We start from the raw sequence: 20,363 nt of genomic DNA on the forward strand, positions 1-20,363 counted from the left end.
ATCGACCCGTATCCGGACTTTCAGTCCGTAGCTTCAACCCACCAGCTTTAGCTGGTGGTTGTTGAGTATAAAGATCCCTCTCTACAAAATATCGCTAAAAAGCACCGTGATATTCTTCGGCCCGATTTGAATAAGAGTTTCGGTTATATTGACTATGATCAATATGAGGCAGGTATCATGGCTGCGCTTTCAGGCGATCCAAAACTCCTGTCTTTGTATTCAGATGGCGATATGTATGAAGCTTTGGCGCTTCAACTTTTCTCCGATATTAACAAACGTAAGCATGCAAAACGTTTGTTTCTCTCTTATGCGTACGGCATGAGGCGTCAGACTCTTGTTGATGCTGCGGTGGGTTATGGAGCTAATCGAAATTACGCGAAATATTTGTTTAACGGTTTCACCATCTTCGAAGACTGGAAGAAAACTATTTGGGAAAAATTTGAGGCCGATGGGAGAATTGGCACTACATTCGGTAATTTTCTAATGAGGGAACGAAGTGGTCAATTAACGGGCCAAGAGCAAAGATCTGCTGTCAGCCAAGTTATTCAGGGTACCGCTTCGCTGATCTTCAAGCTCGCACTTCTAAGCCTTAGTAAACAGCCAGAAATTGAGTTAATACTACCAATGCACGACGCTGCGCTCGTTCAAATTCCTAACGACTACGACATCAGTTTATTGCCTCGAATGCTAGCAGATACTATGTCTGATTATTTTGATAACAAAGTCGTGGGAAAGGCATCGATTCAAGAATTCTGCCTGACATAGCATCAGTAGTCTCGAAAATCATCGTCCATATCGCTTTCGCTGTACGGACTTTATTGAACGTCTGAGAATCCCCCCAAAGCACTGTACAGACTGTCTCCAGAACCGACTCTATCTGGAAAGAACCGTACGCACCTCCACCCAGAATAGGACCGGAGACAAAAAGAAAGGGCTTAGCCTCTCGGCTAAGCCCTTCTTTTGTATGGCTGGGGAACTAGGATTCGAACCTAGATTGACGGAGTCAGAGTTCTTCACTCAGAACCTATTGTAAATGGCTCCAGCTGTTTCAAGCAGGCCCTATCGGTCCCTCTCACACGCCATATTCTGGCTAGAACCTTCCTCTTCATGGATCTGTCGGGATGTGGCTCGGCCCAGCCGACGCCCAGCACCCCTGACGGCCGTTCCGGAACGCGACCGGAAAAACGACCGGAATCGTGGTGCCCGCATCGCCCCTTCCAGACCCTGATGTCACTGTCCTGATGTCCCACCCCGGGTCGCCTCTCGGCACCTCGAACGTCCATTTCCCGTCTCGTTCAGCCCTTCCTTTCTCCTGATTTCACCGTCGCAACCGGCGCTGTCTGGCTGTGCCCTGCTCTGTCCATCGAAAAGAGGTCTCTTGATCGCCATGTCGCCTTCCCCGAAACAGTTTCCCTTCAACAAGCGCGCGATCGAGTCGCTGCCCCCGCAATCGCGGGAGGCTGGCGCTCGTGAGGCCGAGTATTCCGATACCGAGTGCATCGGTCTCAAGTGCCTGGTCAACCGTCAGGGTCGGAAGTATTTCTATTACCGCTACACCCACAAGAAGCGTCGCCGTGCCATCAAAATCGGCGAGTTCCCGGCCACCTCCGTGATCGACGCCCGTCGGCGCTGCAACGACCTGCGTGCCCAGATCGACCGAGGCATCGACCCTCAGGGCGAGCGGCAAAAAATCCTCTCCATCCCGTCCTTCAAGGTGTTCGCCTTGGAGCATTACATGCCCTATGCCGAGAACGTGAAGCGCTCGTACAAGGATGACCGCTCGCGTCTGGAGCACCATCTCATTCCGTGCTTCGGGCACCTCGCGCTCCATGAGATCACGACCCAGTCGATCCAGCTGTTTCTAGCCGACGGCAAGAAGAAGGGTCTGGCACCGGCCACGATCAATCGGCTGCGCTCGCTGGTGCAACGGATCTTGGCGCTCGCTGTGCAGTGGGGGTATCTGGAGCGCAACCCGGCGTCGGGGATCCCCAAGTTCCAGGAGAACAACCAGCGACAGCGTTTTCTCCATGGCCACGAGCTCCAAGCCTTCTATCGCGCGCTGGAGGCCGAGTCCAACCGGCAAGCGGCCGATTTCATCCTGCTCCTGTTGCTGACCGGAGCGCGGGTGGGTGAGCTGCTCAACAGCAGGCATCCGGATGTCGATACGACGCACGGGATCTGGCGCGTTCCCTTGAGCAAGTCGGGCAAGACCCGGATGGTGATCCTGAACGATGCGGCCATGGCGGTGTTCGCCCGTCAAGTCCGTGTCCCGGGCAACCTCTATGTCTTCCCGGGCTCGCCCAAGTACCAGAATGCCCGGATGGCGCCCCCTCAGAAGGCGTTCGAGCGCGTCAAACGGACGGCCGGGATCGAGGACCTGCGTCTCCATGACCTGAGGCATTCGTTCGCCAGTCTCGCCGTCGGTTCGGGCGCCAGTCTCTACGACGTCCAGAAGCTCCTTGGACACTCCAGTCCGAACATGACACAGCGCTACTCGCATCTCGCCGATGAGCGTCTGAGGCACGTCAGCAACAGTGTCAGTGCGGCGGTTTCAATCGTCGTCAGTCCCGAGGTCGTCCTGGAGTCCAGCGGTGCGCGCCTAGACGGCGTTGCGCCGATGGACGTCGAGATTTCTTCCTGAAAGTCAGTGCCTTGAATGCGGGTGTCAGAGTGTCGTAGGGGCTGCGTAGTGGCAGCCATGACACCCATCCATTCCCCCCTCGACCGCTCCGAGCCCCGCCACTACGCAGCCACTCCTGATGTCGCGAACGACACCCCATTCAGCTTTTTATCCTTCGATCCTCTTTCAGCCTTCTATCGATTCAGCCATCGATCAGTGCTCATTCGCGCTCCTGATTCCTTCCGATTGCCCAGTTCGCTCTCGACCCCGTTACGTCTCAAAACGAGCCTTCGCTTGCATATCATGTCTTTGATGGAAACCATCGACACGCAAGAATAAGAATACCCAGACCTCTCAAGAGGTCTGGGATCTATCTATTGATCAAGCGATCTATTTCTATTCATTTCGAGTCGACCTTCTGAACGCTCTCTGAATCGTTTCCATCGCGCCGTCGATACGGCTCACACGACGCCTCATCCGTTCACTCGGATGGGGCGTTTTTCATTGTCAGACTGGATACAGGGTGAATGCGATGTCTGATCAGGATGCCGCTCCGGCGGCCGACTCATTGCCTTCCATGACGCCGTTTCGCGAGGCGTCGATCCCCAAGCTCAGTGAACGGGCGAGTGGACTGTTGACCTATCGTGTCGCGGTCGATGGCGAAGGGGCCTTACATCTCTCGGTCGTCGCCAATCAGGGTGGGGCGTATTTCAGTACCGAGTGGGTTCCGTTCCAGCGCGTTCGCGAGTGTCTCGGCGATCTCATGGCCTCGGGCGCGAGTTTCCCGACGGCTCGCCTGCTGGATGCCTATCACGGGCGATCGGTCAACAACGGGGGCTTTCTCGCCGCCATTCTGCGTCACGAGGGTTTGCTGCAAGCCGGTGATCCTCCGACCCGTCATCGGGTCACGGGCGATTGGGATGCCTGGGAGACGGCACAGCATGAACTGGCTGCTTCTGGGGTCCCGTTGGTGAGCGCGTCATCGCCATCCGGGATCAAGGGACGTCGACGTGGTCGTCGTAGCCGTGCGACCCCTTCGGGAGATGGACATGCAAACACTTGAGCGTTTGAGCCAGTTGCCGACGATCGTCGATCCGATCCTGCGTGTCTGGATCGCTCAACGCTGGCGCGAGGTCCTGGAGAGCGGCACCGAGACGTCTTTCGTGCTGTTGTCGCCTTCGGATCCCCTGTTGGAATCCCTGTGGTCCGGCTGCTTTGGGGATCAGTTCTCATCGTCGCCGTCCTGGGAAGAACTCGATGTCTGGATCGAGTACGTGGCCGATCGGGGGTCTTTCTATGAGGTCGTGATCCTGCCCAATCAGGAGTCATCACTGATCGCCCTGGTGCCGAAGGGTGACGCGGTCTCTCCGATTTTTTCTATCGTCGAACGAGGTGCATATGCCATCCATCCGGGTTCTTCCGAAGTCTCCCCTACTGATGCAGATTCTGATCGAGGTCGGGGTGATTCTGCTCCATGTCGCCTGCCAACGACGGGGGAAGCGCTCGTCACTCGGTTGATGCTGCCGTATCTACCGAAGGGGTTCTAGTCCGTTCGCCAGCCATGACAAAGACCCGCTCCAGCCTTATGGAGCGGGTCTTTGTCTTTTCAGGATGTTCTTCACGAGTCTCTATCCATGAGCACGACACGTACGACGACTCCGTTGGGGTCTCTTCCAGCGATCCATGAGCCGAGCCTTCCGATCGACTCCATGAACAGGCCTCGGTTTCCTCTTGGACGTCTGATGGCGACTCCCTCGGCCTTGGCCACGCTGGAGAGCCACGGGATCGATCCCTTGTCGCTCCTGCAGCGTCACGTTCAAGGTGACTGGGGCGATCTCACGACCGAGGACATCGAGGCGAACCGTCTGGCGCTCAGAGAGAGTTTCCGACTCTTGTCGAGCTGCCGGATCACGGACGGGGTCAAGGTCTGGATCATCACGGAAGCAGACCGTTCGGTAACGACGGTGCTGTTGCCCGAAGACTATTAGGAGCGCCTCATGGCGAGATCGCCCTACCACTCACCTGTCGATGCCGAGATCGCCGCCTTCGTGGCTCGACTGGACGCCGACTTGCGGGAGTATTTCGAAGAGCGAGCGGCCATCGCCGAATTCGATGGCGGTCTGAGTCGCTCAAAAGCCGAGCGTCAGGCATATGATCTGACCCGGGATCTGCTGCAGCGTCGACATCCCAGAGATGACGCCGTCGATCCCTGGGGCTGATGGTCCGTCGACCGTGCGAGCCCGACCGGAAATCGACCGGAACGGGCCAGCACGGTCGTTCTTGACCAGACGGCCCTGACGTCGATGCGCTTGAAGGGCGCGACAGGGAGGTGGTCATTTTTTTATCAGAAGACTGGAGGTTGACGGACTGGAGGTACTCCGGGCTGAACGTCGGAGGGATCGGTTCAGCGCATCTTGTTCGTCGAGCCAGACGGTGAAGCTTTGACCATGTCACGAGTCGCATAGCTTGGCATCGGAACTCCCGGCCATGAGCCTCTCATTGCCACTCTCCATGTCCGGGTTTAAGATCGAACCGTGTTCGCTGGTCCCATCAGCACTGCAACGGCACCTATCTCGGGGCTCTTTTCTGTCTGGTACGGCATACCAAACCGCGTTTCGTATCGATAACAGATGCCATAAGGTGCCTGGAGTAACACTGACTTTTTCGTCTCATAAAAAACTTAATTTGCTGATTTTGCAAATGCTGGATCGGCGTATTTCGATTTAATCAATGTTCCCCTAGCATCTATACCGGCATGAAATGCCCTGGATATAACCGATCCGCACAAACCGACAAGGAGAATTTAGCGAGCGCATTAGACTGTACATGTCTAGCACAGAACATAGAGAATCTACCTAGCACTATATTTATCGTTTCCATTTGTTAAACCATCAAGACTTCTATGAACTCCGAATCAAAAATCATCACTAAACTAAAAACGTCAATGGCTACGTCATGTGATGATGCATTCTATTTTTCCGATGATGAAACACAGCTGATTGATGCAGAATACCTTCTTGTAGTTAATGCTGCCAAGGCGATCAAGGAACTCAATTACTACTTTGGCACTCCATACAAAATCCGCCTTGAACATGACACTAAAAAGTTCGCTACAGCCTGCACGCCTCTTATTATCAAGGAGAAAGCTGACAATATTCTTGGGTACAAATCAATTATTCAAACGCCTAACAATACAAATCGATCTGGAAAAATTGATATAGCTATTTACACTGAAAAAAATGGCATTGACATTCCAGTATGCGCAATTGAAGTCAAGGGATTCAACCCTGGCAAGTCTCTAATTATTCAAGACCTCGAACGAAATGCAGAGTATTTTAGCTTATCTTCCTCAACCGGACCATCAATCTTACCTTTCGCTGTTTTTATAGCGCTCCACAGCTACAAGGGTGTATGGGATGATAAAAAAGAGGCATCGAATCTTTCGAAAGTAAAGAACCGCTATGAAAAATACATTAGCGACAATGACTCCCTAAACCATCTCTGTCACTGTATAGATATTATTACAATACGTCGAGGGATGCTTCCAGACCCCGATGATCCTCATACCCAAGAGCATGGGCTACAAGGTAATGAGGATTATCATTTTGTAGGCGCCTTAGTTACAACCAAGAAAAACTAACAAGTCAAAGCACTCGGACTCAACAAAACTTCCGGGGCGTTTGAAACGTTAGGGGATTGATTATATCGTAATGGAAAAACACGAAATAATACTTCAGCCATTTTCGGATAAACTGGGAGATTTCTGGCTAGAATTTCCTTGCCCTCATTGTAATGAGATCGTTAAAGCAACACGAAAAATACAAAGACAATTAGCATTCGGTAGCGTGGGACATAAATGCAGTAATTGCGACACATATTATGCATTTTTTCGTTGCCCATGCTGCGGGAAGATAACGGGATTCGATGACAGAGAGTGGAACCTACTTACAACTCCAGAAGGCGCAAAATGCCCAAGTTGTAACGCATCCCTGTACAGAAAGAAAGAAACTTGGCTCCCTACTCTAATGGGTATCGCAAGTTACACTCCTTCTCTTTCGCAATGGTCATCCTCTGATAAGGAAAAATTATATTTAGGAAAGATCAGGCAGACTCGCTCTCCAGACCAGCAAGCAACTATTGCGCTGAGACATCACTCAGTAGGAGTAAGAGTAAAGTCGGCGAAAAAATCTCTAGATTTTTTAATTAAAGAGAAATGGTATATTCCATTTAGCTTATCCAATTCTCAGGAACTAAAAATACAAAAAAAATACGCACACCCTTTGATCATGAATTCCATGAAAATGCATTCGGTTTTATTAACAACTTAAGATCAGCATTAGACATGCTTGCTCAAGAAGTCGCATCCGTATACTTACATAATTACAACGAAGGCAATATTGACTACAATAGCATAGATAAGAACCCGCCAGCCAATATTGCAGCTATTATTAGTTCATTTAGGGGTGGGAAAACATATTCGTATTTGAACAAATTGAGAAATGTACTACAGCACCGCCGGCTGCCCTTGATGGTTACAATGGGCGAGTTTGAAACGGTGCACCTGGGCTCTATTCGTCCAATTGATGTTAATTCATTTGCGACCGTCTACTTGCCGGACAATCCGTATGACGACCCCGATATGATCGATAGTGCGAATGGCATCGAACTATTTGGCTTTCTGAAGTTGGCATACGAAGAAATTGAAAATCACATTTTCGAAATATACGAGCAATTGCACCCTTGACGAGTGCCTCCAACTGACTGTCCAAAGCGGTGATCGCCACGTTCAAACCGCTTTGGACGCGGCTGTGGCTAGCATTTGGCTATTACTGAAATGTCAATGACTCAAATTTGGAAACGACGAGAAGCTTTAGAACGTGACGCAGCCAATTTGCTCGGCCGGATGCTGTTTGAGTTTTCTCGTTTGGACGTGAATGTTGGCTTGTGTCTCGTATGGGTAGATGGCGGTGCAAATTTAGAGCACCTAACAAAAACTGTTGAGAATCAAAATATTAAGACAAAACTCGATGCGCTTAGCAAGCATGTCAGCGCTAAATTACCAATTGGTTCAAAGCGCCGCAGCGCATACGAAAATTGGATTAGCCGCACGCATGAAATTAGACGGCAGCGGAACAATTTGGTACATGGGCGCTGGGGTATTGATCCACAGAAGAATAAGGTTGTAAATGTAGTTGGATTACCAACATCAGATGCCCAGCAAATAACTGAATACAGTATTGAAGATCTTGCTGCAATCATTGAAGAACTACGTTACCTTCAATGTGAACTGAGCAGACTCAGGGAGCATTGGCCACTTTGAGTTTTTCATTAACCGTAAGCGGTGGCCTAATCGAGTAAAGGCAGGTATTTAGCCCGCCTTCCCCACACCATCTAGCATGCGGGTCCAGTAGGGTACAATACGGTCGTTGAGATATGGATGCCTCACTCGTTGCCGAAGATTCGACCCTTCAGCCTGTCTCACCCATTACGGTGAGCGGTTGGCTACTACGCCTTCTTCAAACCTCTGTCCTATCACGCCGAGTGTTGCCGTCCGACGCGCTGTTCGAGTCTAGGTAAGATCCGGAGGGATTGTGTTCCAGTGCTATAGCAGCGGCCCTCAGTCCGGTTCCTATCGATCCCAGTGAACACCCTAAATCACTGTCTAGAGGCACCTCCAGAACCGGCTCTATCTGGAAAGAACCGTACGCAGCTCCACCCAGAATAGGACCGGAAACAAAAAGAAAGGGCTTAGCCTCTCGGCTAAGCCCTTCTTTTGTATGGCTGGGGAACTAGGATTCGAACCTAGATTGACGGAGTCAGAGTCCGTGCACCTGGTCTCGTCCTCTGGGTGACACTCTGCTCGGCGATCACCTCGTCCTGCGCCTCCTCCGTTCGTCGCACAGGACCTGGATCTGTGCGGATCAGTCGGTCAGTGAGTTGATGAGCGTGCGCCAGAGGGGTGTCTCTGTTTCGCAGAACCCGGGCAAATCCTCAAGAATGGCCCATGTTCGACCGCGCGAGGTCTGAAGCCAGATTTGGCGATGTCGCCCGCTATGTGTTCGATGTTCGGCGATGTGTGCCGAGCCTATTCGCGACGGTTGAAGGTGGAATTCGACCTCGTCCCCGATGAGCGCGAGCGATCCGCTGTCCTTGCGTTCGAGACGGTGGAACGCGCCATCGAAACGCTGGGCGACGCCTGGCGTCCCCATCAGCAGACGGATCGGTAGGGCCTGGTCGGCGACGATGCGCAACAGTTCGAGCGCCGATTCGGCCGCGATCGCTGTGGTGTTGCGGTCGAGCGAGCGGTCCATGCCGATGTCGAGCGGCCAGTCGCAGACCCGCGCGACGTCGATCATTTCCTGGGTGCCGCAGTCGGAGCGCCATTTGCAGTCCATGCAGCCGAGGTGTGATGGTTCGGTCGGCGGCGTGTTGCGCCAGCCGAACCGCTGATGCGGCAGGATGCGTGCGGGTTCGCTGTGATAGCGGTCGAGCAATTCGGCGAGCGTCGAGTGATCCGCGTCGGAATCGACCCTCAGATCGAGCAGTGCCTGGTGGTTCGTGTCCTCGATGCGGATTCCGCTGACCGCTGGACGTTGGTGGTCTGCGAGCGGACGCAGTCGATGCCAGCGTTCGAGCAAAACATGCAGTCTGAAGTGCCGCCCGGCCGCCAGGCCGAATCCATTCTGAACCCGTATCCCCTGGAGGTGCACGGACTGGTTCAACCGGGCACCCGGCACGGCCGTTTCGATCCTCATGTGATCGAGGCGGGTCAGATCTCGGAGGAGATCCGACCAGTCGCGGCGAGAACCCGGCTGGGGACGTCCGAGCACGACCTGGGGTTGGTCCTCGACCGATCCCGCTGGAGGTCGATGAATGCTGGCGAGACGGTTGGCGGCGGTCATGTGTGCGCCCCTATTTCGTCAGGATCAGCTTGTTGTTGCGGGTCATGCGCAGGTAATACTGATGCCCCGCGTGCTCGATCATCAGGAGGTTGTCGCCTCCCATGAGGCTGTTGCTGTCGATCCGGCGCGGGTGCGCGCCAGGGCTGCGGTCACGGGGGCTGATCTGTGAACGGCTATCGGTCGAGGCTACGGGCGGCATCGTTGATCTCCTCCGAACGCGGGTCGGGCTTGGATACATCATCAGGGTTTTTGTGTTAATAAGAATTGTTCGTAATTAGATTAGATCTGCACTGCCACCCTGTCAATGTCCGCGAGCGTCCATCGGTGCGTCGAACGACGTTTCCCGTGCTCGACGCCTTAACGTCCCCGTAGATGGCGTATCGGGGCGCCGAAGAAGACCAGCGCCGTGATGTTCTCCTCGACGTCGAAGAAGGTGTGATCGCAGGCGGCCTGGACGTACATGATGGAGCCCTTCGAGACCTGTTGCTCGCTGTCGCCGACGCGTAGCCGGCCGCAGCCGTCGAGTATGAGATAGAGCTCATCTTCCTCGTGCGCGCTGGCCATGTCCTTGGATCCGGCGGGAACGTGATAGACGGAACAGCTCAAAGAGGGGGTGCGCAGGAATTCGCGCATCGAGAGCGTGCCGTTTTCGACTTTGGCCACCAGGTCTTCGAGTTGGAAGATCTGCCAGTCGGTCGTGCCGTTGACCGTTGATTGACTGCTCGCTTCTGATTGACTGCGCATGCTGGTTGACTCCGCGTTCTAAATGGATGCGAAAAAGTTGGAATGGGCTTCGAAAAACCGCGAGGCTCGGAGCGCTCAAGGTTTTGGTCGCTCGGTTTTTTGTGGCCGCACGCCCGTTCGTCACGGGCGCTCGGCGCAAGGGATTGGATAGTATCCTGACTGCGAAGAATTCGCATTGACAAGCTGATGCGTGGATTGGGCCGGTGTCCGTGAATTTGGTGCGTTTCGCCTCCCATTGGGACAGGGTTGCACTCTTGTGGTGCGCATCGGGTCGTTCCGGTTTGACCGGGAGTCTCTCGGGGTCACGCACGGCCGGGTGTGGGTGAGTCCGTTTGACACGGCGTGGTTATTGCATAAGGTCTTGCGAATATAGGGCAGGACTGAGGAGCATCCTCGCCATGCTGAAGCAATTTCAATCCGGCGCCACCGGTGTGCTGCGTGATCCCACCGAGGGATCCACAATGGCCTACCACGAGTTCTATTACGACGATTTCCGTCCGCGCGACCACTATCTCCCCATGTGGGATCACATCCAGACCGTCGGGCAGCAGGCTCTGGCGGCCAATGCCAGGGAAGCGCACCTGGCGCTCCACACCGAGGGGGTGACCTTTAGGGTCTATGCCGATGAGCAAGAGGGGATCGAGCGGGTCTGGCCCTTCGATATCCTGCCGAGGCTCATCATGGCAGCCGAGTGGAATCAGGTCGAGGCCGGACTCAAGCAGCGGGTGCGCGCGCTGAATCTCTTCCTGAAGGATCTCTATCACGGCCAGCGTATTCTCAAGGACGGCGTGGTTCCGGCCGAGCTGATCTATCGTGGCAAGGGGTTCTGCCGCGAGATCATGGATGTGGATCCCCCGCACGACATCTACACCCATATCGCCGGGGTCGATCTGATCCGCGACGAAGATGGGCGCTATCTGGTGCTCGAAGACAATCTGCGCACCCCCTCCGGCGTTTCCTACATGATCGAGAATCGCATCGTCGAGCGCCGCATACTGCCCGAACTCTTCTCCCGTTACCGGGTGCGCCGGGTCGAGCATTATCCCGAGATGCTGTTGCAGGCGCTACGCTCGCTCTCGCCGCGCGGCGAGGAATCGGCGGTGGTCGTGGTTCTGACCCCAGGGGTCTTCAACTCGGCCTATTACGAGCATACCTTTCTGGCCAAGGAGATGGGGGTCGAACTGGCCGAAGGGCGCGACCTCGTCTGCAAGAATGACAAGGTCTTCCTCAAAACCACCCAGGGATTGCAGCGGGTCGATGTGGTCTATCGGCGCATCGACGATGCTTACCTGGACCCATTGGTGTTCCGCTCCGACTCGATCCTCGGTGTTCCGGGGCTCATCAACGCCTGGCGCGCCGGCAACGTGGCGTTGGCCAATGCCCCGGGGACCGGCATCGCCGACGACAAGGCGGTCTATGCCTATGTCCCGGACATCATCCGCTACTATCTGGGCGAGACGCCCATCCTGGCCAATGTCCCCACCTATCAGATGACGGATCACCAGGATCGCACCTATGTGCTTGAGAATATGGAGCGCATGGTGATCAAGGCGGTCGCCGAATCCGGCGGTCACGGCATGCTGATGGGACCTGTGTCGACGGCACGCCAGCGTGCCGACTTCGCCCGGCGTATCGAGGCGGATCCGCGCAACTATATCGCCCAGCCAGTCATTCAGTTGTCCCGTCATGTCTGCTATCTGGAGGGCGAACTGGAGTCGCGCCATCTGGATCTGCGGCCGTTCGTCATCAGCGGCCGCGAGATCCAGGTCGTTCCGGGCGGTCTGACCCGGGTGGCCATGACCAAGGGCTCCCTGGTGGTGAATTCCTCTCAGGGCGGGGGCAGCAAGGATACCTGGGTGTTGGCGGAATGATGCTGAGTCGGATTGCCGAATCGCTCTATTGGATGGCGCGCCAACTGGAGCGTGTGGACAACACGGCGCGCGTGCTCGACATCAACCTGATCCATATGCTGGAGTCCGACGAGGGATTGACAGAGGAGATGCAGTGGAAACCGCTGCTGACCATCGTCGGTGCCGACGAAGGATACGAGGATCTCTATCCTGACGGTCGGGTCACGGTGCAGCGGGTGATCCATCTACTGACCCAGGATCCGCGCAATTCAGGTTCGATTCATGGCAGCCTTCGCATGGCGCGCGAGAACGCTCGCGTGGTCCGCGACCGCATTTCGAACGCCATGTGGGAGACGCTCAACGACTTCTGGCTGAAGACCGACGCGCATCTTCAGGCGACCTTGCCGCCCTGGCGCGCCGCCGAGTTCTATGACTCCATCCATCGCGAGGTCGCGACCTTCTTCGGTCTCGCCCAAGGCACCATGATGCGCGGCGAGGCTTACGGCTTCGCCAGTCTCGGCAGTCTGCAGGAACGTGCCGACATGAGTGCGCGCATTCTGGATGTGCGCTATCACCTGCTGTTGCCGGATCCCTCCATGGTCGGATCGCCGCTCGATTACTACCAGTGGGGTGCCTTGCTCAAATCGCTCTCTGGATTCGATGCCTACCGCCGTCAATATCAGAGTGGCATCCGTCCGATCGATGTTGTGGAGTTCGTGATCCTGAACCCAGATTTTCCGCGTTCGCTCATCTACTGTATCGATGGCATGGATCGAGCCCTCGAACGTGTAGAGCGGAAGGCGGAGACGCTGGCCGTGATCAAGCTGCGAGCCTTGCGTCGTCAGCTCACCGGCATCGGTGCCGGAGAGATACTGGAGCAGGGTCTGCACGAGTATCTGGATGCCTTCCTCGCTCGGCTGGCCGAGTTCGGCGCCGCTCTACAGGCCGATTACTTCGACGCCTATCTGGAGGATGGTCAGTGAGATACCATATCGAGCGCGCCTGGCGCATGCGTTTTTCGACGCCTGCGCGCGAGCATCAGGTTCAGATCCGGCAGGCCCCCTGGGACGACGAGACCCAGTCCCTGATGCGGGTCGCCCTCCGGGTCGAGCCCAAGGCCGAACCCGTCGCCGGCTACGACTGTTTCGGTAATCTGGCGCACCATTTCTCCGTGCTCGGCGCGCACAAGGAGCTGTCCTTTTCGCTGGTTGCGGACGTCGAGACCCGTCGCGAGAACCCCTTCGATTTCGATCTGGTGCCGCCCGAGCGCGAGCGTGCCTGGATCGCCGACAGTCTGCGCCAGGCTCCACGGTTGTGGGATTTCGTCCTGCATCGCAGTCCGCTGACGCCGGATCTTCCCGGTCTGATCTCCGGTCGGGCGACACCGGATTTGAGCGAAGGCGTGCCGATCATCGAACAGGTTCAATCGGCCTTCGGCTGGATTCGAGAGATCTTGCGTTACGACCCGAAGCTGGAGCCGTCCGGCGACCTTGCCAGCCTGTTTGCGACCGGGCGTGGCTCGGCGGCCGATCTCGCCCATCTGCTGATCGCATTGGCGCGGCGCTGGGAGATTCCCGCGCGTTTCGTCTCGGGTTATCTGGACGCGGACTATCTAGATGATCTGGATGGCGATGCGCGTTTCCAGAGGCCGCATTATTGGGCCGAAGTACTGATCCCCGGAGGAGGGTGGCGCGGTTTCGATCCGGTGCTCGAACTGGCGGCGGACGCCACCTATGTGCGCGTTGCGGTCGGGCGCGATGCCGATGACATCCAGCCCTTGCGTCATACCTGTCTCGGCGATGGCAGGCGGCCTGAGATGGACGAGACGCTCAGGGTCTCGCGGGTGTCCTGAGCACTGGATCCTGGCGCGTCGTCTCAGTTGCTGACGCGCGAGGCGCGCGTCAATTCGGAGAAGCGCACCCCGCGCAGCCCGCCGATCTCCAGGCTGAGACGTTCGATCTCGGCCGGCATGCCTCGGATGATGATGGTCTCCAGGCAGTTGTGATGATCCATGTGCACATGGGTCGATGCCACGATATGGACGTACTGGCGATGCTGGATGTCCAGAATGTGCTGCGTCAGCTCGCGCTGGTGATGGTCGTAGACGATCGTCAGCACACCCGCGACCTCTTCGTCTCCGCGCTCCCAGGTCTCTTCGACGATCCGTTCCCGAATCAGGTCCCGGACCAGTTCCGAGCGCGAGGCGTATCCCTTTCGAACCACCCTCTGGTCCAATTCGTCGAGAAGCGGCTTGGGAAGCGAAACGCTGAAACGGATGGTCTCTTCGGGATTCGTCATCGGGGATAGGTCTGATGGTTGAGCTTGCTGGATGCTAACAAAAAATGCCTTGGAGCATGAGGCGCCAAGGCATGTGGGACGAGAAGTTCGCGATTTCAGTTGCCGTGTTGGGTCGCGTCCGGCTGTATTGCCTGAACCTCGATCACCGGGGTCGACTTGGACGCTGCGCCAAAATGGTCCGTATCGGTGAAGTTCACCGTCGACTGTACGCCGCCGATCACTAGAACGACTGCGGCAAGAATACCTAATGCACCCATGATGGATCTCCACACTTCGGATGGTTGCTGAATAATTTCATTATATAAGCAATATCTAATTTAACAAGGTGCGCGCAGTTCTTCCAACCAACGATCCGTTCGGCGCAGCGGTTCCATGAAATCTCCGCGTTTGACCCGATCCTGCTAGGATTCCGCCTAGGACGGACATTCAACGGGCCGTCCGCTGGTTTCCGCAACAAGGGGTGAAACCGTCATGTCCACGCCAGACTCCAGCTTGATCGGGCGCGTCATCGACATCCATAGCGGCTGTTTGGTCGCCAGCATCTTTCCTGCCGATGAGGGGTTTCCGTCATCGATCAACATGGGCGAGGAGGCGCTTCCGGTTGGTCAGTTGGGATCTTTCGTCGAGGTGCGCGACCGCGCCGGCCATCTCTTGGCGGAGGTGAGCCGCATTCACGAAGAGGCCGTCGAGACCCGCTCCGTTCCGGATCCGGTCGCGAGCGGTGGCAGTCGTCGCGTGACCATCCGCGAGCGCCGGCTGGAACTCACCCCGCTGGCCGAGATCAACAAGGACGGCCGCCTGGAGCCCGGCGTCAGCCGCTATCCGGTGATCGGTGCCGCCGTCCATGTCATCGGCAGCTCCCGGCTTGCGGCGCTGCTGGCGCGCGAGAAGACCGGCGCGCTCGAACTGGGGCGTCTGTCGGTGCGCCCATCGCTCAAGGCGACGCTCGATCCATCGGCGCTCTTCGGTCGCCACCTCGCCATTCTGGGGCAGACGGGTGCGGGCAAGTCCTGGACGCTGTCGAGCCTGCTCCAGCGTGTCGTCAGCACCATGCCGCACTCGCACATCATTCTGCTCGACCTGCACGGCGAATATGGCTGGAAGGGGAATGACGGCAACTTCCACGGCATCTTCGGACCCGAGGCCGCGCGTCACATCGACGCCCGCGAGTTGGAGATTCCCTATTGGCTGCTGACCTACTCGGAGTTCGTGGACCTCTTTGTCGATCGCACCGATTTCAACGCGACGGTCCAGATCGCCTTCCTGCGCGAGACGCTCTTCAGTCTGCGCCAACAGTCCAACCAGCATCTGGGTTTGCAGCGGCTTTCGGTGGATTCGCCGGTCTATTTCTCGATCGAGGATCTCTACCAGCGGTTCAAGAAGGCCAACGAGGAGAAGCTGGAGTTCGGTAAGGTCAAGGGACCGCTCTACGGCGCCTTCGACGACTTCCTAGTGCGCTTCCAGTCGCTCTACAACGATGCGCGCTACGACTTTTTCATGCGTCCGCGCAAGAACGCGAGTTCCGCGAGCCTGGAGGGCTTGCTGCGCGATTTTGTCGGTCTGGGGGAGCCCAAGCGTCAGGTGACGGTGATCGACCTGAGTCCGGTTCCGCTCGATCTGCGTCCGGTCGTGTCGGCCCAGATCGGTCGGCTCGCCTACGAGTTCAATTACTGGAATCCGCAACGACACGAGTTTCCGATCCTCTTGGTGTGCGAGGAGGCGCACCAATACATCCCGCGCGAAGCAGACACCCAGTTCGTCGGGACGCGACGGGCGATGGAGCGCATTGCCAAGGAGGGGCGCAAATACGGCGTCACGCTCTGCATCGTCAGCCAGCGGCCGACCGAGCTGTCCGAGACCGTCCTCTCTCAGTGCGGAAACTATCTGTGCCTTAAGATCTCCAACGCGGACGATCAGGAATACGTGCGGCGTCTCTTGCCGGAAGGCGCCAAGAACCTGGCCGATCTGTTGGCCTCGCTGCGTCGCGGCGAGGTGCTCGCGGTCGGTGACGCCGCCATGCTGCCCTCGCGCATCCTGGTGCATCCGCCCAATCCGGCACCGGCCAGCCGCGATGCGCCGCTCTCCGAGAGCTGGGTCCACGGGCCGGACGACCTCAACGTCGGCGAGATCGTCAACAACTGGTGGCGTCAGGTGCGCTGAGCGCGAGGCGAGGGCAGCGGCGTGATTTCCCACGATGCGCGAGCGACGGGCGCCGAGAAACGGCTGCTTGGATTGAGACCGACGTGGCAGGCTCTGCTCTGGACTGCCTCTGGGTTGGCGTCGATTCTGCTCGTCGGGGGGCTGGTCGTGCGCTTCTGGCCCCTGCTGCATCCCAGCCTGAGCGCGGTCGCAACGCCCGAGATGCCGTGCGATCTGCATGCCGGGCCTTGCCGCGCGGTCTTTTCCGATGGTGGGCGGGTGACCTTCGCTATCGAACCGGCGTCGATTCCAGTCATGACCCCTTTGACGCTCGACGTGGCGATCGAGGGTGTCTCCGCATCCGAGATCGAGGTCGATTTTGTCGGTGTGGACATGAATATGGGCTTCAATCGGGTCAGCTTGACGCCCTTGGGAGAGGGTCGCTATCAGGGGCGTAAACTGTTGCCGGTCTGCGTCCGCGCCAGCATGACCTGGGAGGCCCGCGTGCTGCTCCACACCGCGCAAGGCATCATGGCCGCTCCTTTTCGTTTCGAGACGCAGAAGGCGCGGCCGCCGGCCGGCGGTTGATGCGTGGTTTCGAGGCCGCTCCATGAAGCGCGATCCTTTCCTTCGGATCCTGGCGATCCTGCTTCCGCTGTGGTCATCATCGGCCGTCGCCTTGCTTGGCGGCCAACTCGACACTCAGGGGCGCTATGGCGCTGTGGTTTCGCTGGGGGAGGGCGAGCGGCTGCACTGTTCGGCGACCAAGATCGGCCCCGATCGATTCCTCACCGCCGCCCATTGCGTGGTCTCGCTGGGCGACGGCGAGCTGGAGGATGCCTTTCGGCCCGGCCGCCGGCTCTTCATCGGCCATCAGCTGGCACCTCGGTCGCCCGATGATCTCACCCCCGTCACGCTCGCCGAGGTTCGGCTGCATCCGAGCTACGCCCAGGCACTGCGGCGGTTCATCGCCTACAGGCAGGAGACGATCCGAGCCTATCGCGAACGCTATTCGGGCGATGAGCTGGCTCGGCGCGTCCGTTTGGTCAAGCTCGACACCCACTTCACCTCGCGCTTCCCCGATGTCGCCATCCTGACGGTGGCGGAGCCGACGCCGGACATCCCGGTCCTGTCCGTCGACTGTGAGCCGCTGCGCGCCGGCGAGACCGTCGAGATCGTCGGCTATGGATACGAAAGCCTCAAGACCATGGCGCTCGCCCGTCGCACCATGCCCTATGGTCGTCGCAATGTGGGAAGCTCTCAGGTCATCCGGGTGGATCCCGTCAATTTCTACACCTATGCCGGGGAGATGCGTTCGGGGCGGCCTTCTTTGAGCCCTGGCGATTCGGGTGGCCCCGTGCTGCGCGGCGGCCAGGTGGTCGGGGTCAATGGGAGCGTCTACGGCCTGAATCGGCTGGACCGGGCGCGTTCGAACATGTCGGTCAACCTGAGCGGTCTAGGCAGTGACGCTGGGTTTGGTTGCAGACGCTTTTTCGGGCTTCCCTCCGGTCCCTTCTCCGCAACCAAGTCGTCTGATTGAAGCGTGGCGAAGTGCTGGGGATTGCGAGCCCCTTCTTCGTGACCGATCGCGCACGTGCTCCGGGTGTCGGGTAGGCATCTTTGCGTTCAGGCGCGGCTATCGGCCTTCGCATGCGACCGCTGGGTGCTGCAGGGCTTTGATTTTGAATGCCTTGAGTGAAAAACGACTCCTCCACTGAGGCAGCCTGTTCGTTGGTTCTTAGAGCCGAACGCGTGGGGCTGTCCACCTTCGTTTCCTTTTGCGCCCACGTTTGCTCTCAAACAGGATTTCGGCCGTGTTCCACGGCCACTCACGGCCACTGTCCAACCATCCGCCAGATGGACGCCCTTGTTTTGGCCGACCTCTCGGTGCCGTAACTCGTCTCCAAGCCCTCCTTCGTCTTGAATGCCTCCGCGCATGTTTTGCGCTTCGTTCCACCCTTTTGGCTCGACGCTGTCGGCTTGGTGCCAGTTTGAATGACTGTCGTCCAACTTAGACGCGATTTTCCGTGTGGACGCATTCGGCCAGTACTGTGATCGATGTCGCTCTTTCGATTTGAGTGAGCGGCTCAGTGTTATCGATGCTGAGTTTTCCTTCCGTTTTTGTGGCGTCTTTTCTCCGCTTTTATTTCTTGAATTGTGAACTGCGTCTCGTTTTTTCTTTGATGTTTCCGGCTGGTTCTCGATTGACGGGTTCATCACAGTTCGCTTGCGCATCTGCTGGTTAAATCTCACCCAAGCAACGACAAGCCGGCAGCAGCCGGTCGAATTTGAAATTATTCAGCACGGCGGGTTAAGGTCATGGTGTGCGCGCAGACGTCTAATCTATTGAAAAGCGGTTCGAATCGTTTTCAAACTCGATTTGCAGCAGCTTTTCTATTGTTTTGTTTTTCAGCGCTTGCCCATGCCGGATCCGTTAATCTTGAATGGGATGCGGTCGTTGATGAGCGTGTCGATCACTATGAAGTGGCTTATGGCGCTTCGAGTGGTAAATACGATGCAAATCTGGTTTTGACGGGAACATCCGTCTCTGTTTCTGGATTGAGTGCCGGTTCGACTTATTATCTCGCGGTACGTGCGTGTGATAAGTTGAAGGTTTATTGCAGTGAATATTCGAACGAGGTTGTGGCGCAGATTCCTTCTTTGGGTCCCAAGGCCGATTTCACCGCAAGCGTTGTTTCTGGCGTCGCGCCGCTGACTGTGACCTTTGTCGATCAATCGGAGGGGCAGGTTTCGAGTGTTTCATGGGACTTCGGCGATGGGGCGACCAGTCGTGCTTCTACGGCGGTGCACACGTATACCGTTGCCGGAACCTATACCGTTAAGCTAAAGGCAACTGGAGCTGGCGGTTCATCGCAGGAGATTAAGTCGTCCCTGATCAAAGTAACAGCGCCTGTTGTGTCCGATAATGGTTCTGGAAGCGATGACTCTGCTGGTAGTGATAATGGATTCGATGACGCGATGGCTAGCCTGCCTCTGGAGACGGGGGAGGTCGAGGTCGATTCCGATTGGAGTTGGGTTTCGTTTCGGCGTACTTTCATCGACCCTGTCGTCATCGTTAAAGGTATAAGTGCCAATGATGCTGATCCTGCGGTGATTCGTATCGAGAATGTGAGCCCTGATGGCTTTTCAATGCGTGTGCAAGAGTGGGGCTACCTTGATGGCGTTCATGACCCTGAGACTGTCACCTATCTAGTTATGGAGCGCGGGCGTCACCAATTGCCCAACGGCGTTTGGGTCGAGGCAGGATCGGTTGAAACCAATGTGACCAAGGCATTCCAATATCAATCGTTCAGCTCGGCCTTTGGAAGCGCACCTGTCGTCTTTGCAAGCGTGGTCACCTTTACCGGCAAGCAGGCGGTGGCCGCAAGGTTGAAAGACATCGATTCGCGCGGGTTTTACATTGGTATGCGCGAAGAGGAAGCGAACGATCAGGTGCATTGGCCTGAGCGTCTCGACTACATTGCTTGGGAGCCTTCATCGGGTGTGATCGATGGTCTGAAGTACGAGGTTGGAACGACTGACAATGCCGTGACCGATAGCGTTTACGAGTTGCCCTTCGGTGTCACGTTCGATAATGCTCCGATGTTCGTCGCCGATATGCAGACAACGGATGGTGGAGACACGGCGGGGGTGCGCTGGACGGGGTTCGAAGCCGAGTTTGTCGACCTCTGGGTACAGGAGGAGCAATCTCGGGATGCCGAGATGGCGCATACGACGGAGGTCGTCGGTTACTTTGCCGCCGAGATCCAAGAGTGAAAAAAGGCGCGAGCCGATGTTGAGCGCAGACGC

The 20,363-nt window shown here is 56.8% G+C and carries 22 protein-coding genes; 17 read left to right on the plus strand and 5 right to left on the minus strand.

Going from position 1 to position 20,363, the window contains the following annotated elements:
- The first annotated feature begins 54 nt into the window (after window positions 1-54).
- The 10 genes from ACFSJC_RS05740 to ACFSJC_RS05785 all read left to right on the plus strand — a co-directional run bounded on the left by ACFSJC_RS05740 (window position 55) and on the right by ACFSJC_RS05785 (window position 7,940).
- The gene (locus ACFSJC_RS05740; protein WP_386024491.1) at window positions 55-765 is read left to right on the plus strand and encodes a DNA polymerase; all 711 of its coding nucleotides are present in this window, start codon (window positions 55-57) and stop codon (window positions 763-765) included.
- A 622-nt stretch (window positions 766-1,387) separates the two neighbouring features.
- Window positions 1,388-2,641, plus strand: a complete 1,254-nt coding sequence (locus tag ACFSJC_RS05745) for a tyrosine-type recombinase/integrase (protein WP_386024493.1) — start codon at window positions 1,388-1,390, stop codon at window positions 2,639-2,641.
- 511 nt (window positions 2,642-3,152) lie between these two features.
- Window positions 3,153-3,683 carry a hypothetical protein gene (locus tag ACFSJC_RS05750; protein WP_386024496.1) on the plus strand — a complete coding sequence of 177 codons (531 nt, stop codon included), beginning with the start codon at window positions 3,153-3,155 and terminating at the stop codon, window positions 3,681-3,683.
- Window positions 3,670-4,167, plus strand: a complete 498-nt coding sequence (locus tag ACFSJC_RS05755) for a hypothetical protein (protein WP_386024499.1) — start codon at window positions 3,670-3,672, stop codon at window positions 4,165-4,167. Before ACFSJC_RS05750 ends, ACFSJC_RS05755 begins: the two co-directional genes overlap by 14 nt.
- An 87-nt stretch (window positions 4,168-4,254) precedes the next feature.
- Window positions 4,255-4,608 (plus strand): hypothetical protein, encoded by a 354-nt coding sequence (locus tag ACFSJC_RS05760; RefSeq protein ID WP_386024502.1) that lies wholly within the window; start codon window positions 4,255-4,257, stop codon window positions 4,606-4,608.
- A 9-nt stretch (window positions 4,609-4,617) separates the two neighbouring features.
- On the plus strand, window positions 4,618-4,839 hold the full coding sequence (locus ACFSJC_RS05765; protein ID WP_386024505.1) for a hypothetical protein: 222 nt from the start codon (window positions 4,618-4,620) through the stop codon (window positions 4,837-4,839).
- Window positions 4,840-5,522: 683 nt separating this feature from the next.
- Window positions 5,523-6,260, plus strand: coding sequence for a hypothetical protein (locus tag ACFSJC_RS05770; RefSeq protein WP_386024507.1), 738 nt, complete (start codon window positions 5,523-5,525; stop codon window positions 6,258-6,260).
- Between the two features lie 70 nt (window positions 6,261-6,330).
- Window positions 6,331-6,948 (plus strand): hypothetical protein, encoded by a 618-nt coding sequence (locus ACFSJC_RS05775; protein ID WP_386024510.1) that lies wholly within the window; start codon window positions 6,331-6,333, stop codon window positions 6,946-6,948.
- Window positions 6,949-6,962: 14 nt separating this feature from the next.
- Complete coding sequence (locus ACFSJC_RS05780) at window positions 6,963-7,364, plus strand: hypothetical protein (RefSeq protein ID WP_386024513.1); 402 nt, start codon at window positions 6,963-6,965, stop codon at window positions 7,362-7,364.
- Between the two features lie 96 nt (window positions 7,365-7,460).
- Window positions 7,461-7,940: a hypothetical protein gene (locus tag ACFSJC_RS05785; RefSeq protein ID WP_386024516.1), complete on the plus strand. Its 480-nt coding sequence runs from the start codon at window positions 7,461-7,463 to the stop codon at window positions 7,938-7,940.
- 601 nt (window positions 7,941-8,541) lie between these two features.
- Here the strand turns inward: ACFSJC_RS05785 and ACFSJC_RS05790 are convergent.
- The 3 genes from ACFSJC_RS05790 to ACFSJC_RS05800 form a co-directional block, all read right to left on the minus strand.
- Entirely contained in the window at window positions 8,542-9,522 is a 981-nt protein-coding gene (locus ACFSJC_RS05790; RefSeq protein WP_386024518.1) for a hypothetical protein, read from the minus strand.
- A 10-nt stretch (window positions 9,523-9,532) separates the two neighbouring features.
- A complete protein-coding gene (gene hemP / locus ACFSJC_RS05795) occupies window positions 9,533-9,721 on the minus strand; it encodes a hemin uptake protein HemP (protein ID WP_007040483.1) in 189 nt (62 codons plus the stop codon).
- Window positions 9,722-9,879: 158 nt separating this feature from the next.
- Window positions 9,880-10,266, minus strand: a complete 387-nt coding sequence (locus ACFSJC_RS05800; protein WP_386024521.1) for a cupin domain-containing protein — start codon at window positions 10,264-10,266, stop codon at window positions 9,880-9,882.
- Between the two features lie 398 nt (window positions 10,267-10,664).
- On the opposite strand from ACFSJC_RS05800, the gene ACFSJC_RS05805 reads away from it, so the two are divergent.
- Genes ACFSJC_RS05805 through ACFSJC_RS05815 form a run of 3 tightly spaced genes read left to right on the plus strand, consistent with a single transcriptional unit; the run spans window position 10,665 to window position 13,968 of the window.
- Window positions 10,665-12,137, plus strand: a complete 1,473-nt coding sequence (locus ACFSJC_RS05805; RefSeq protein WP_386024524.1) for a circularly permuted type 2 ATP-grasp protein — start codon at window positions 10,665-10,667, stop codon at window positions 12,135-12,137.
- Window positions 12,134-13,099 (plus strand): alpha-E domain-containing protein, encoded by a 966-nt coding sequence (locus ACFSJC_RS05810; protein ID WP_386024526.1) that lies wholly within the window; start codon window positions 12,134-12,136, stop codon window positions 13,097-13,099. The genes ACFSJC_RS05805 and ACFSJC_RS05810 overlap by 4 nt, the downstream gene beginning before the upstream one ends.
- Complete coding sequence (locus tag ACFSJC_RS05815) at window positions 13,096-13,968, plus strand: transglutaminase family protein (protein ID WP_386024529.1); 873 nt, start codon at window positions 13,096-13,098, stop codon at window positions 13,966-13,968. The genes ACFSJC_RS05810 and ACFSJC_RS05815 overlap by 4 nt, the downstream gene beginning before the upstream one ends.
- A gap of 23 nt (window positions 13,969-13,991) precedes the next feature.
- On the opposite strand, the gene nikR is transcribed toward ACFSJC_RS05815, so the two are convergent.
- Window positions 13,992-14,414: a nickel-responsive transcriptional regulator NikR gene (nikR, locus tag ACFSJC_RS05820; protein ID WP_386024532.1), complete on the minus strand. Its 423-nt coding sequence runs from the start codon at window positions 14,412-14,414 to the stop codon at window positions 13,992-13,994.
- A 95-nt stretch (window positions 14,415-14,509) separates the two neighbouring features.
- Window positions 14,510-14,671: a hypothetical protein gene (locus ACFSJC_RS05825; RefSeq protein WP_386024535.1), complete on the minus strand. Its 162-nt coding sequence runs from the start codon at window positions 14,669-14,671 to the stop codon at window positions 14,510-14,512.
- A 214-nt stretch (window positions 14,672-14,885) separates the two neighbouring features.
- Here ACFSJC_RS05825 and ACFSJC_RS05830 point away from each other — a divergent pair, with 214 nt between their 5' ends.
- The 4 genes from ACFSJC_RS05830 to ACFSJC_RS05845 all read left to right on the plus strand — a co-directional run bounded on the left by ACFSJC_RS05830 (window position 14,886) and on the right by ACFSJC_RS05845 (window position 20,330).
- Window positions 14,886-16,574 (plus strand): ATP-binding protein, encoded by a 1,689-nt coding sequence (locus ACFSJC_RS05830; RefSeq protein ID WP_386024538.1) that lies wholly within the window; start codon window positions 14,886-14,888, stop codon window positions 16,572-16,574.
- 21 nt (window positions 16,575-16,595) lie between these two features.
- A complete protein-coding gene (locus ACFSJC_RS05835) occupies window positions 16,596-17,141 on the plus strand; it encodes a hypothetical protein (RefSeq protein ID WP_386024541.1) in 546 nt (181 codons plus the stop codon).
- Between the two features lie 22 nt (window positions 17,142-17,163).
- Entirely contained in the window at window positions 17,164-18,093 is a 930-nt protein-coding gene (locus ACFSJC_RS05840; protein ID WP_386024544.1) for a trypsin-like serine protease, read from the plus strand.
- An 806-nt stretch (window positions 18,094-18,899) separates the two neighbouring features.
- A complete protein-coding gene (locus tag ACFSJC_RS05845; protein ID WP_386024546.1) occupies window positions 18,900-20,330 on the plus strand; it encodes a PKD domain-containing protein in 1,431 nt (476 codons plus the stop codon).
- Window positions 20,331-20,363: the final 33 nt, after the last annotated feature.

The sequence above is a fragment of the Thiorhodococcus fuscus genome, assembly GCF_042682685.1.
GTDB classification, from domain to species: Bacteria; Pseudomonadota; Gammaproteobacteria; order Chromatiales; family Chromatiaceae; genus Imhoffiella; species Imhoffiella fuscus.